The sequence below is a fragment of the Pectobacterium atrosepticum genome (assembly GCA_019056595.1).
In the GTDB taxonomy this organism is placed as follows: Bacteria; Pseudomonadota; Gammaproteobacteria; order Enterobacterales; family Enterobacteriaceae; genus Pectobacterium; species Pectobacterium atrosepticum.
This window is the reverse complement of record CP036163.1, coordinates 2,899,544-2,913,001: the sequence shown is the minus strand read 5'-3', so window position 1 is coordinate 2,913,001 and position 13,458 is coordinate 2,899,544. Positions and strand designations below refer to the sequence as shown.

General features: G+C 53.5%; 9 protein-coding genes. 3 read left to right on the top strand and 6 right to left on the bottom strand.

Going from position 1 to position 13,458, the window contains the following annotated elements; all coding sequences use genetic code 11:
• Positions 1–103 precede the first annotated feature (103 nt).
• The 3 genes from DCX48_13840 to DCX48_13830 form a co-directional block, all read right to left on the bottom strand.
• On the bottom strand, positions 104–1,093 hold the full coding sequence (locus DCX48_13840) for a DUF4880 domain-containing protein (protein ID QXE15510.1): 990 nt from the start codon (positions 1,091–1,093) through the stop codon (positions 104–106).
• Positions 1,090–1,602 (bottom strand): sigma-70 family RNA polymerase sigma factor, encoded by a 513-nt coding sequence (locus tag DCX48_13835; protein ID QXE15509.1) that lies wholly within the window; start codon positions 1,600–1,602, stop codon positions 1,090–1,092. Before DCX48_13835 ends, DCX48_13840 begins: the two co-directional genes overlap by 4 nt.
• A gap of 180 nt (positions 1,603–1,782) precedes the next feature.
• Complete coding sequence (locus tag DCX48_13830; GenBank protein ID QXE15508.1) at positions 1,783–4,332, bottom strand: TonB-dependent receptor; 2,550 nt, start codon at positions 4,330–4,332, stop codon at positions 1,783–1,785.
• 320 nt (positions 4,333–4,652) lie between these two features.
• Here DCX48_13830 and DCX48_13825 point away from each other — a divergent pair, with 320 nt between their 5' ends.
• The 3 genes from DCX48_13825 (at position 4,653) to DCX48_13815 (ending at position 9,467) form a co-directional block, all read left to right on the top strand.
• Positions 4,653–6,677 carry an oligopeptidase A gene (locus tag DCX48_13825; GenBank protein QXE15507.1) on the top strand — a complete coding sequence of 675 codons (2,025 nt, stop codon included), beginning with the start codon at positions 4,653–4,655 and terminating at the stop codon, positions 6,675–6,677.
• The gene (gene rsmJ, locus DCX48_13820; GenBank protein ID QXE15506.1) at positions 6,674–7,420 is read left to right on the top strand and encodes a 16S rRNA (guanine(1516)-N(2))-methyltransferase RsmJ; all 747 of its coding nucleotides are present in this window, start codon (positions 6,674–6,676) and stop codon (positions 7,418–7,420) included. The genes DCX48_13825 and rsmJ overlap by 4 nt, the downstream gene beginning before the upstream one ends.
• Positions 7,421–7,571: 151 nt before the next feature.
• Entirely contained in the window at positions 7,572–9,467 is a 1,896-nt protein-coding gene (locus DCX48_13815; protein ID QXE15505.1) for a bifunctional metallophosphatase/5'-nucleotidase, read from the top strand.
• 6 nt (positions 9,468–9,473) lie between these two features.
• Here DCX48_13815 and DCX48_13810 read toward each other — a convergent pair whose 3' ends face one another.
• The 3 genes from DCX48_13810 to uspA form a co-directional block, all read right to left on the bottom strand.
• The gene (locus DCX48_13810) at positions 9,474–10,787 is read right to left on the bottom strand and encodes an FAD-dependent oxidoreductase (protein ID QXE15504.1); all 1,314 of its coding nucleotides are present in this window, start codon (positions 10,785–10,787) and stop codon (positions 9,474–9,476) included.
• A 154-nt stretch (positions 10,788–10,941) separates the two neighbouring features.
• Positions 10,942–12,285, bottom strand: a complete 1,344-nt coding sequence (locus DCX48_13805; protein QXE15503.1) for an NADP-specific glutamate dehydrogenase — start codon at positions 12,283–12,285, stop codon at positions 10,942–10,944.
• A 292-nt stretch (positions 12,286–12,577) separates the two neighbouring features.
• Positions 12,578–13,015, bottom strand: coding sequence for a universal stress protein UspA (gene uspA / locus DCX48_13800; GenBank protein ID QXE15502.1), 438 nt, complete (start codon positions 13,013–13,015; stop codon positions 12,578–12,580).
• Between the last annotated feature and the right edge of the window lie 443 nt (positions 13,016–13,458).

The following is a 13,458-nucleotide window of genomic DNA, read 5'->3' as shown; positions in this document are numbered from 1 at the left end:
AAACAGGCAACCGATAATAGTGGGTCGTTCAGCTACGGGGATCGGGCAGAAAAAAAATGAAAACAGCATAAAATACAATGTTATTACACTTTGGCAGGATATTTTATCGCGCAGCAATCTGAACCCAGTAGCGAGAGAAATAACGCACCTGCACAGGAAGCGCCTCCGCCAGCGCCGCCAAGATATTATCGGTATCAGACAGCGGAAAGACGCCGGAGAACCGCAGGCTCTCAACCTCTGGCTGACAACGAATCACGCCGCTGCGGTAGCGGCTCAATTCATCAACAAAATCCACCAGACGCTGATTATCCGCCAGCAGTTGCCCTTTCACCCATGCAGGCTCTGCCTTCTCCGTCTCTATCTGGCCACAGCGCTGCGTGGTAAACGTTGCCGTTTGTCCGCTTTTTACCACTTGTACATCCTGACCGTTCCGCTGCGGATGAAGCCTTACCGCGCCGTCATACACCGCCACCTGCGTGTGTTCATCCTGTACCCGCAAGCTAAAACGCGTGCCCAGTGCCTGCACCTTTCCCTGTGCCGTCGTCACAATGAAAGGACGTGGATACAACGCGGCCTTTTCCACCTGACTGGTTTCGATCATGACTTCACCGCGAATCAGCGTGAGCTGGCGTAGATCGTCACCGTAGGCCACATTCAGCGCCGTCTGCGTATTCAGCAGCAGCGTCGTGCCATCTTCCAATACCGCGTGGCGCTGTTCGCCTACCTGCGTCTGATAATCTGCCGTAAACGACTGCCACACATCCGTACGCGATCCAGCCATGCCAGCCCCTCCGGTCAGACAGAGAATGGCTAGCGCTTTGAGTACGCTGCGCCGCTGCATACCGTTAAGCGTCGATAGACTCTGGTGTGCTGCCCGCGCGTTAAGTTGACCCAGATTGGCACACACGGATTCAATATGCTGCCACGCTTGCTCGTTATCCGGTGAGGCCTCGCGCCAACGCTGCCACTCGCGGCGATCCTGCTCCGTGACGCTGTCGGACATCAGTTGCGTCAGCCACGCCACCGCTTCACGTGCGCTATCTGGCTGAATAGGCTGCCCCTGTCCGTCACGATAAAAAGTGGGATCGTTCATAGCGGCAAAGCAAAGAAACATTGGAGGTTGGCGCGTTGCAGATACTGTTTCACTGAACTGCTGGAAACGCGTAAACGCTCGGCGATATCGCTGTAGCGCATACCGTGGAGGTGTGCCAGCAGAAACGCCTCTCTGACTGGCGCTGGCAGGCCATCCAGTGCAGCATCAAGCTGTTCAAGAATTTCGAGGGTAAGAAGACGCGTTTCCGGGGAAGGCATACAGGCATCCGGCTGCGTGCTCAACACATCCAGATAGGCATCTTCAATTTTTTTACGACGATAATGATTGGCGACTAAACGGCGGGCCACGGTGGCCAGAAACGGGCGCGGCTGGCGAATCGTGAGCAACTCCGGGTTCATCAGCACACTAAGGAACGTATCCTGTGCCAAGTCTTCCGCATTCTGGGAACAATCCAGTTTATGGCGCAGCCAGTTATACAACCAGCGGTGATGATCGAAATAGAGCTGTTGGGCAAAGTCATTCACGCTGGCCGTCGCTTTCCTCACCATCGAACTTTACCCCAGAGCGCTATTTAAACATAAGAATGATAATCGTTCTTATTTATGTTTTTTCCCTCTGACTGTCAAGTTCCGAAACGAAAATTATTCAAATTTGCTGAATTTGCATTACGCCTATGCAACATGCCCCTACTAACGGGGCGGTCATCCTATCCGCCCCGCGTGACGCGATCAGAAGCGTTGTAACACGCTGATTTTCACGTTACGTCCCACGCCGGACACGGATTCGCCCAGATACGGGTAGTAATCGGTATTCAGTAGGTTATCGACCGTCACACGCGCTTCAAATCCTTTTATCGTCTGTGGCTGCCAACTGGCGAACAGACCATGTAGTACATAGCCTTTGCTTTTCGGTAGCGCCCAGATATCGGCCTGTGGATCGCCATCGGCAGGCGAACGGTCCTGCTTACGCACAAAGTCACTCGTCCAGCCTACGGCCATATCCAGACGAGGAATTTTGGTGCCCAGCGTCGCATGTGCGGTTGTTGGCGGGATTTCAGCAATCCAGGTTTTATTGCCCCACGGATTACGCGGTGAAGCATCGCGCTCGCCGCGAATGGAAGAGAAGGACAGGCTACCAAACAGCCAGCGGCTGTCGTAGAACGACTCAATCTCGACCCCTTCAATGGTATAACCCGGTAAATTACGGTAGTTAGAGAGCGGCTGCCCACAAGATGATGACGTGCCGCTCTGCGTCTGCGCTTCACACAAAATACCGCGACGGTAGAAAATTTCGTTTTTACCGCGATTACGGAACAGCGTGGTGCGGATTTGTAGGCTGTCCTCTTCGAGCATCAGATTGTTGAAGTCCAGAATCGCCCCCAGACGAAATGCCTTAATGCTTTCAACCTCCAGATTACGACTGGTTCCCGGCACGCTGGACGCCGCAGACTGCACTTCATATTGCTCATCGACAACAGGCGCACGCCAGGTGCGGCTGGCATCGGCAAACAGCGAGAGATTGTCCGTCGCTTTCCAGAGTGCGCCGATACGCGGCGACCAGCCGGTGTAGGTCACGCTGCTGTAATCATGTCCGGCAGCCGGAATGCTGCTGTTATAACGTGGTGCCGCGTTAGGTTTCCCCGTATTCGTGACATGGTCATAACGCACACCCGGAGTAATCGTCACGCTACCGATCGTTACCGCGTCCTGTACATACAGGCTGCGCGTCTCCTGTTCCCCTGCCGGCATGTAGTAAGGCTGGAAATAACCATAGTTATACTCGGCGTTATTCTTGCCAGATGGGTAATAAATAAGCGTATCGCGCTTATGCTGGTGCCAGCGCATCCCCACCAGCAACTTATGGTCGAGCGGGCCGGTAGTGAACAGGCTTTCGTTACTGATTTCCGCAAGTTGATCTTTATAGCTTACCCAGCTTTCATTCCCCAGCGTTCCCAGATAGCTACTCTGTGAAGCCGAATCAGAACGTCTGTCATGCTGTTCAGTTTTTGAGGTGGCAAATGACGCAGTGAGATTCAGCCACGGCTGATCCGCTGGCGCGATATTCCATTTCAGCGAGTAGTTTTTATCGACCTGATCGCGGTAAACCAGCTTACGCCGCCACGCCTCTTCCCAGCCATAACGATTGATGTCTGCCTGTGTGGGTGCCGCCATATCGTCACGCTTAGCAGCAAACGGCTGCCAGCCGTCAGATTCGGAGCGCATAGCGGAGAGCGTCAGCGTCTGAGAATCCGTCAGATAGATGTTGGTCTTCAGTAAATAGGATGCCATGTCGCTCGTCGAGTAGACAAAGCGCGAGCCATCAGGACGTTCGATGTTGTCGCCATCGCGCTTGCTCATGTAGAGCAGGCCATCAGCCATCCCATCCTCCGTTCGGCCATACAGCGCACCGCTGTAGATATTTTGCCGATCGTTGGTGTGATAGCTGTACTTGGCCATCCCACCGAAATTTTCTCCCGGCATGAGCAGATCGCTGGCGTCTTTGGTATCAACGTGAATGGTACCGCCGAAGCCGCCATTACCGCTGCGAATATCATGCGGGCCTTTATCAACGTCGATACGCTTAATCAGTTCAGGTTCAATGAACACCGAGCCTTGACGGTATTTCTCAAAGCCTTTTGGCGCACCGTCCAAAACAACTTTGACGTCTTCCATGTCGCCCATGCCCCAGATATTCAGGCTCTGTCCACCCGGTCGAGGAGAACCCGCCATCGACACGCCGGGAAGTTTATCGAGCAGGCTGGCAATATTGTCAGCTTGTACGCGATCGACATCGGCCTGACGTAACACGGAACGTCCGGCCGCAGCGCTGTCCGATGTGCCGCCGACAACCGAGAGCGTTGGGATCAGCAGGCTGCCGTCGCTTCCCTCGGCGGCAAGCGTGGATTCCAGCCGATAGCCTGTGGCCGTCTGTACTGCACTCAATCCCGTTCCCGCCAGTGCGGCCGCAAAGGCTTCCTGTACGGTGTAGGTTCCCCGCACGCTCCCACTGGTTTTATTCTGTGTTTGATCGGGAGAAAACGTGAGAATGACATTGGCACGGCTGGCGACAGCCTGCAACGTGGTGCCTAGCGACCCTGCCAGAATGGAAAACGTCATTGTTGGTGCCGCGACAGCAGCGGCAGTTTCCGCCGCCAGCGCTGAGCTGACCGTTCCAACACTTAAGATCAACACGCCAGACAGTGCCAAATGGACTGCCCGCGCGACCGCCAAGGTAGGTTTATGCGCGATGCACCCACCATTATGATTGTTTATCGCCATTGTCATTCCCCTGAAATATTGAAAAAAAAGACACATCAGGTAGGTCACGCGAGAAACAAAATCGGGCAGGAAAATAGCAAAAACTTTTAGGAAAACGCATTTAGTACAACGTTAACAGGCCTTCTCAGGTAACGCACAGGGCTTATTGATGACGGAAAACGCACCGTTGATCACGAGGAGCACCGCCTCCACCATTGATTTTCACGGCACTTGACCTCATCTTAGTAATCAATCCGCAATAGATATCCGCCTTGCCGGTCTCTCTTCAACAGATTCAACTTACCGGCAACGAGATCACCCACAATTATCAGGACGGCACTATGACGAATCCATTACTGACCTCATTTACCCTGCCCCCGTTCTCCAGCATTAAAACGGAAGATATTGTCCCAGCCGTTAAATCTGCGCTGGATGAATGCCGCGAGACGGTAGAACGTGTGGTCGCGCAAGCGGGGCCGTTCACATGGGATAATCTGTGTCAGACACTGGCGGACAGCGATGATCGTCTTGGCCGCATTTTTTCCCCTATCAGCCATTTGAACGCCGTGAAGAACAGCCCAGAGCTGCGCAGTGCTTATGAACAATGTCTGCCGCTGCTGTCCGAGTACAGCACCTGGGTTGGTCAACATGCCGGGCTATATCAGGCCTATCGCAGCCTGCGTGACGGCGAGCACTACACCACACTGAGCCTAGCGCAGAAGAAATCCGTTGATAACGCGCTGCGCGATTTTGAACTGTCCGGCATCGGCCTGTCGCCGGAAAAACAGAAACGCTACGGCGAAATTTCCGCTCGTCTGTCTGAACTCGGCTCGCAGTACAGCAACAACGTGCTGGATGCCACGATGGGCTGGAGCAAACTGATTACCGACGTCGCCGAGCTGGATGGCATGCCGGAAAGCGCGCTGGCAGCAGCCAAAGAGCAGGATGGCTGGCTGTTAACGCTGGATATCCCGAGTTACCTGCCGGTGCTGACCTACTGCACCAATCAAGCGCTACGTGAAGAGATGTACCGCGCGTTCGGCACCCGCGCGTCCGATCAGGGGCCGAACGCAGGCAAGTGGGACAACAGCGAAATTATGGCGGAAGAGTTGGTACTGCGTCACAAACTGGCACAGCTGCTGGGCTTCGATAGCTACGCGCATAAATCGCTGGCGACCAAAATGGCGGAAAACCCACAACAGGTGATCGATTTCCTGACCGATTTGGCGAAACGCGCCCGCCCGCAGGCTGAAGAAGAACTCGCCCAACTGCGCGCCTTCGCCAAAGAACACTTCGGCGTGGATGAATTGCAGGCCTGGGATATCACCTACTACAGCGAGCAGCAGAAGCAGCACCTGTATTCCATCAGCGATGAGCAACTGCGACCGTACTTCCCAGAAAACCGCGCGGTAAATGGCCTGTTTGAAGTAGTTAAACGCATTTACGGTATCACGGCCAAAGAGCGTAAAGATGTGGACGTGTGGCACCCGGATGTTCGCTTCTTCGATCTGTTCGATGAAAGCGGCGAACTGCGCGGCAGCTTCTACCTCGATTTGTACGCCCGCGAATACAAGCGTGGCGGTGCCTGGATGGACGACTGCGCGGGTAAACTGCGTAAAGGCAACGGCGAGCTGCAAAAACCGGTCGCCTATCTGGTCTGTAACTTTAACCGACCAATCAACGGCAAACCGGCCCTGTTCACACACGATGAAGTCACCACCCTCTTCCACGAGTTCGGTCACGGCCTGCACCATATGCTGACCCAGATCGATACCGCCGGTGTCTCGGGTATCAACGGCGTACCGTGGGATGCAGTCGAACTGCCGAGTCAGTTCATGGAAAACTGGTGCTGGGAACCTGAAGCGCTGGCCTTTATTTCCGGCCATCATGAAACCGGTGAACCGCTGCCGCAGGAACTGTTGGATAAAATGCTGGCAGCGAAGAACTACCAAGCCGCGCTATTCATTCTGCGTCAGTTGGAGTTAGGCCTGTTCGATTTCCGCCTGCATGCCGAGTTTGACCCTGCGAAAGGCGCCCAGATTCTGCCAACGCTGACGGAGATCAAAGCGCAGGTAGCCGTGGTGCCAAGCCCAAGCTGGGGTCGTTACCCGCACGCATTCAGCCATATCTTCGCAGGCGGTTATGCAGCAGGCTACTACAGCTATCTGTGGGCCGACGTGCTGGCAGCCGATGCCTATTCCCGCTTTGAAGAAGAAGGTATTTTCAATAGAGAAACCGGTCAGTCGTTCCTGGATAACATCCTGACCCGCGGCGGCTCCGAAGAACCGATGGAGCTGTTCAAACGCTTCCGTGGCCGTGAACCTCAGTTAGATGCCATGCTCGCGCATTACGGCATCAAAGGATGAGCATCTGCTTAATCGCAGAAGAAGGCGCCGATAGTGGCGCCTTATCTTCTTTGGCTGAGCGCTGGGGGCTGGTTTCCGATCCCAATGCGGTGATGGCGCTGGTGCTAACAACGGAACGTCTGGAATTGCGCAAGCAGGATGAACCGAAGCTCGGCGCTATTTTCGTGGATTTCGTTGCCGGGCCGATGGCACACCGCCGTCGCTTTGGCGGCGGACGCGGTGAGGCCGTCGCTAAAGCTGTTGGTATCAAAAAAGATTACCTGCCGGATGTCGTGGATGCGACAGCCGGACTAGGGCGCGATGCTTTTGTGCTGGCGGCATTGGGTTGCCACGTACGCATGGTGGAGCGCAATCCTGTGGTTGCGGCGCTGCTGGACGATGGGTTGAAACGTGGATATCAAGATGCAGAAATCGGCCCGTGGCTACGGGAACGGCTCACGCTGCTACACGCATCCAGTATGACCGCGCTGCGTGACATTACACCGCCGCCGGATGTGGTCTATCTCGATCCGATGTTTCCACACAAACAAAAGAGCGCGCTGGTAAAGAAAGAGATGCGGGTGTTTCAATCGCTGGTGGGTGCAGATGACGATGCCGATGCACTGCTGGAACCTGCACGTGCGCTGGCAAAGAAACGTGTCGTGGTGAAGCGACCAGACTATGCGCCACCGCTGGCTGGCGTGCCGGCACAGTCCATGTTGGAAACCAAAAGCCACCGCTTCGACTTCTATCTTCCCGTCTGAATCCCTCGCCGCTGCATCGATAAACGTGTTGGCGGCTAAAAACCCATCCTGCTTCGCATTTCTTATGCCGCTTTTGCAAAGTCTGTAGCACAAATGAGAAGCAAATCGCATAATTTCACGCTATCAGTTCTTATTACACTAAGATGACATAATGAAAAAAACGCTTCTGTCACTTCTGCTTTGTTTGAGTACCTCTGCTATGGCCGTTCAAGAACCGGTAAATATCACGATTCTAGGTACATCCGACCTGCATGGCACCTTTGTTCCCTGGGATTACGCTACCGATACCGCCAACATGGCTGGCAGCCTGAGTCAGATCGCGACGCAGGTGCATAAAGTTCGTGCACAACAGCCAAATGTGATTCTGGTTGATGCGGGCGACACCATTCAGGGCAATTTTGTCGAAACCTTCAAAAATGACAAAACCAGCCCGATGATTCTCGGTTTTAACGCAATGAATTATGACGTCTGGGTCATGGGCAACCACGAGTTTGATTTCGGACTGAATGTGCTTTCTACTTCGCTTGAGCAGTTCAATGGTACTGCGCTGGCGGGCAATATTTTTTGGGAGAGCGGTAAACCTTACTTACCGGCCTATAAAATTGTCGAACGACAGGGTGTGAAGATTGGCATCATTGGCATGGACACGCCGATGACCGCTGAATTCGCCAAGGGCACCGACCGTGTGAAAGGGCTGAACTTTACCGATCCCGTCGGGGCGGTAAAAACCGTTATCCAGCAAATCCACGGCAAAGTGGATGCCATCGTGCTAGTCGCCCATATGGGAATCGATAACGAGAACCAGCGGCCGGGCACTGGCGTAGGCGACATTGCTCGCGCTAACCCTGAATTAGCCGCCATCGTCGCGGGCCATATGCACGTAAAAGTGGATAAAGAGGTGATTAATGGCGTGATCGTCACCGAACCGGACAGATATGGTCGCGCGCTGTCGCGTATCGATTTGCAGTTTGAGCAACAGAACGGCAAATACGTGCTGATCAATAAAGACAGCTATACCTATTCGATTAAAGACGTAGATTCTGACCGCAAGATGGAAGACATCTACGAGCCTTATCACAATACCTTACGCGCCAACGCCAGCCGTCCGATTGCACAACTTCTCGGGCACGATCTGGTGCCGCAAGATGCCGTGAAAGGCATTCCTCAAGTACACGTACAGGACACGGGCATCAGCGCCCTGTTTCAGGAAGCCAGCCGTCATTACGCCCCCAAAGCGCAGGTTATCGCGCTGCAAATTGATAACGATCGGCCTAAGCTGAACGTCGGTACTATTGCCGCAAAAGACATCGCCTTTAACTATCAATACGCTGGTGGTGAAATCACGGTTTATCAGCTAACCGGAAAAGAACTGAAGAAATACATGGAATGGTCAGCGGGTTACTTCAACCAGCTGCAAGACGGGGATGTGACTTACAGTTTCAATCCACAGCGTCGTGCCTCCAAGTATTCCACCAATGATTTCTTCGACGGCGTGACCTACACCATCGACCTGACGAAACCCGCTGGGCAGCGCATTACCGATCTGAAAATGAATAACGGCACGCCGGTTACCGACGACATGCCGATTCGTCTGGGCATGAACAGCTACCGTATGGGCCACCTGACGCAAAAAGGCGGCGTGCTGGAGGGCATGCAGTTCCCGGTGATATCGGATACCAAAGTGGAATATGGCGAAGAGGCGGGCACGATTCGTAACCTGACCATCCGTTATTTGACTGAGGTGAAGAAAGGACAATACGAGGGTACGGTGCCGCAGCGCTGGAAGCTGGCGGGATTGCAGGGCTATGAGCGTGAGCGAAAAATTGTCGAATCGCTGCTTAACAGTGGAAAAATCAGCGTACCGACCTCAGACGATGGCCGCTATAGCAACGTGCAATCCATCAACGTGAAGCCGTTGCTGCTGCCGGATGCCACGCAGAGGGAGAAACGCGTGACGGAGCTGACGCAACAGCGTGACAGCACCACCAATGCGTTGACCAAGCAGCGGCTGAACGATCAGTTGACAGTTATCGCGGCGATTAACTGACAGGCGTTATCTCTCGCTGCGGGCTTTCCAACGTTCGCTCGTCAGGTAGCCGTTCACGCCGATATCCAGAAAAGGGCGTGGCGGCAGGTAGTTTGCCTGACCGAGCGATTGCATATCGCTAATCAGTGGGTTGTCTTCACCTAACGCCAGATCCGCCAGAATATGTCCGGCGGCGGTTTGCTTCGACAGCCCGGCCCCGTTACAGCCAGCGGATGCGAACACATTGTCGCTTAGCTGCCCCCAAATTGGCGCACCGTTGCGCGTTACGCTAATCAGTCCTGACCACGAGTGCGCCATTTTAACGTCGCTCAACTGCGGGAACATGCGGGCAAAAATAGCAGCATGTCGACGCGCGTGGCGTCCAGTTTCGACCGCACTATTAACCAACTCAGGGGCAAACTTCACATGCTCCCGAATCAGGAAACGATGGTCGCGCGTGTAGCGCAGCGTCGCGCTGGCCAGCGCATTGACCGGCGTCAGCCCCCAATCCGGCATATCACCCATCCGTGCAATCTGTTCCGCATTCAGCGGCTCAGTCAGCGTCGCAAAGGTCGCCACGGCAAAAACCCGACCATTGAACAACGGCAGGCCGCGCGCCGCGCCGTTAATCGCCATCATCAGCTTATCTGCCTGAATCTCACCATAGGGCGTTTTCACACGAATGCGCGATCCAGTCTCGATATTCAGCGCAGGGGAATGAGCGTAAACCGTCACGTTCTTAGGCAGACTCGCCACCAGCCCGATCACCAGCGCCGCCGGATTTAGCAGAATACAATTGGGGGTATACACAGCGCGTTGATAGAAAGAGGTTCCAAGGCGACGAGCAAGTTCGTCTTTTTCAACCACCTGATAAGGTTCGCCAAGGTCGTTCAATTCACGGACATAAGTATCGATCAGCCCATTGAATGTCGAACTAACGGCACAGTGATATTTCCCCGCCACGCTCCAGTCACACGCGATAGCATAGCGATCCACCTTTTCTTTTAAGTGCGCCACACCGGACTGCAACAGGCGGCGATAAGCGGCTGCCTTTTCTAACTCCGCCGTCGAACTGCCGATGTTATGCGGCAAATCGATGACGAAACCAGAGTTACGCCCAGAGGCATTGTCGCCAATCTCGCCCGCATCCAGCAGGATAATGTGTTTATCCGGGCGCTGTTCAGCCAAACGCTGGGCAAAAGCGATCCCCGCATAGCCCGCGCCGATCACCAACCAATCCGCCGTTGTTTTTCCACGTTGCTGCGGGTAATTCGGTTTATCGACAAGATCTGCCGACCAGCCATTACGATTCTGATCGAAAGGAAGATGTTTGATTTTCACAATGGTGTAAACCTTGAAGAGAACGGGTTGTACCGGCAAAAAACCGACGATACACAATGCGGATTAAGATAAAGAAAGGCAGCAAACACACCTGTAACTTGAAGTATGACGGGTAAGAGCGCCTGCGAATACAGGCGCTCAGGGGAATTATCCGTTACACAACGCCCTGCGCCAGCATCGCGTCAGCCACTTTGACAAAGCCCGCCACATTGGCACCGCGCACGTAGTTCGTCTGGCTATCTTCACCACCGTACTGCACGCACGCAGTGTGAATATCCAGCATGATGTGATGCAAACGCGCATCCACCTTCTCCGCTTTCCAGCCCAAACGTGCCGCGTTCTGCGCCATTTCCAGCCCGGATGTCGCCACGCCGCCGGCGTTAGCCGCCTTACCCGGTGCAAACAGCACGCCTGCATCCAGGAACGCATCGGTCGCTGGAATCGTGGTCGGCATATTGGCACCTTCCGCCACGGCTTTCACGCCGTTAGCAATCAGCGTCTGCGCCGCTGGGAGATCCAGCTCATTCTGCGTCGCACACGGCAGCGCGATATCTACTGGCACTTCCCACGGCGTTTTGCCTGCGAGGTAGGTCAGTTTCGCTTCACGCGCGTAATCTTCCACACGGCCATAGCGTTTGTTCTTGATCTCTTCCAGCAGCGCCAGTTTCTCTGGGGTAAATCCGTTTTCATCCACCACAGTGCCGTTAGAATCCGATACCGTGACCACGCGGGCACCCAGTTCCATCGCTTTTTCAATCGCGTACTGCGCCACATTACCGGAACCAGACACCGCAACCCGCATGCCTTCAAAACCCAGACCGTGGCGTTTCAGCATCGCTTCTGTGAAGTAAATCAGGCCGTAGCCCGTTGCTTCAGGACGAATCAGACTGCCGCCAAACGACAACCCTTTGCCGGTGAAGACGCACGCCGTGTTGTTGGTCAGCTTCTTCATCATGCCGGTCATGAAGCCGACTTCGCGACCACCCACGCCGATGTCACCCGCTGGAACATCCGTATCCGCGCCCAAATGACGATACAGTTCCGTCATCAGCGCCTGACAGAAGCGCATGACTTCGCCCTGACTTTTCCCTTTCGGATTAAAGTCCGAACCCCCTTTACCGCCGCCCATTGGCAGCGTCGTCAGCGCATTCTTGAACGTCTGCTCGAACCCAAGGAATTTCAGAATCGACAGGTTAACGGACGGATGGAAACGCATGCCACCTTTGTACGGGCCAATCGCGGAGCTGAACTGGACGCGCCAGGCACGGTTCACCTGTACCTGACCTTTGTCATCCGTCCACGCCACGCGAAACTGAATTACACGTTCCGGTTCTACCAATCGTTCCAGCAGGCTGTAATCGGCATAGTGAGGGTTCTGCTCCAGAAAAGGCCACAGCGTGGAAAGTACTTCATTAACAGCCTGTAGAAATTCAGGCTGATGCGGATCGCGTTGTTGAACAGAATCAAGAAAACTTGCCAGAGATACGATTTGTGCCATGAACAGCTCCTGATTGAACGAATAAGCTCCCTTCTGCTTCTTTAATTTTTAGACACGTAGAAGCTTGTGGGATCGGTGAAAATGATGTTGTGTCCTCTGGACTATAACACTGGCGATGGATATTTAAGCAAGCGTTTTCTTTTCAGATAAACGTTATAATCCAATGAGATAGGAAGGGTTTTTTGGGGTGTTTTGAGAAGGAAATTCGAGATAAGTTTTTGTTATATAACAAAAGGCGCAGCCAGAAGCCGCGCCTTTCATCACTGAAAAAAAATGCAAAAAAAGTTAATTTTTATTCGTTTTCCTCATCACGCAAAGGCACGATGAGCATGTCAACATGTACGGTATTAATCAGTTGACGTGCAGAAGACATGAGTTTGCTCCAGAAGTCCTGATGGTGCCCACACAGCACGAGATCGGCTTCGTATTTTTTGATTGCATCAACCAGTACTTGCCCTAAATCGCCGCTGCCACTCAGCGTTTCGCTGATGGGATAGCCCGCATTCTGAGACAACTCGGTCAACGCATTCTGGGTTTCTTCAGAGATACGCTGTTGCATGTCACCCAGATTGACGTCGATGAGCCCCGTGTAGAGATCGGAGTAATTCACATCGACGTGGATTAACGACACTTTCGCATTGTACGGTCTTGCCATTGAAACGGCTTTTTCCACTAACACTTTGCTTTCTGGAGAAAGGTCAACAGCAATAAGGATGTGTTTGTAAGCCATAATAAGACTCCTTCCGTAAAGACTAATTAAGGGTTAGCAGATATTTCTCCTGCCAATCTGATACTTAACGGCGGATTATAGAATAACACTCGTCCGCACTATCGGACTGTTCAGTCGATCACAACCCGTTTTTAAACCTGTTAATTCTATTAATAAGTGTAGTAGAAACCGCTCCTTTTCACAGTTAAATCGCGTAGCTTCTCCTTTCGAAAAGGGCATTACCTCGTCGAAAATCGTCCTTCATCCTGATTGCGCCTGCCTCTCTGGCACAAACGAACATTCTTCTTCTACACTACAAGTAGGGGGTGGTGAACCTATCCGCTGCGCCTTGGGATGGAAAACGAGAATGGGCTAGCCGTGATGCTGTTGGCTGTCCCAAATGACAATAAAATCGTGCGTAAGCGCGTGGCATAACTATTCGTCGCAGAAAAACGTCGTTGATA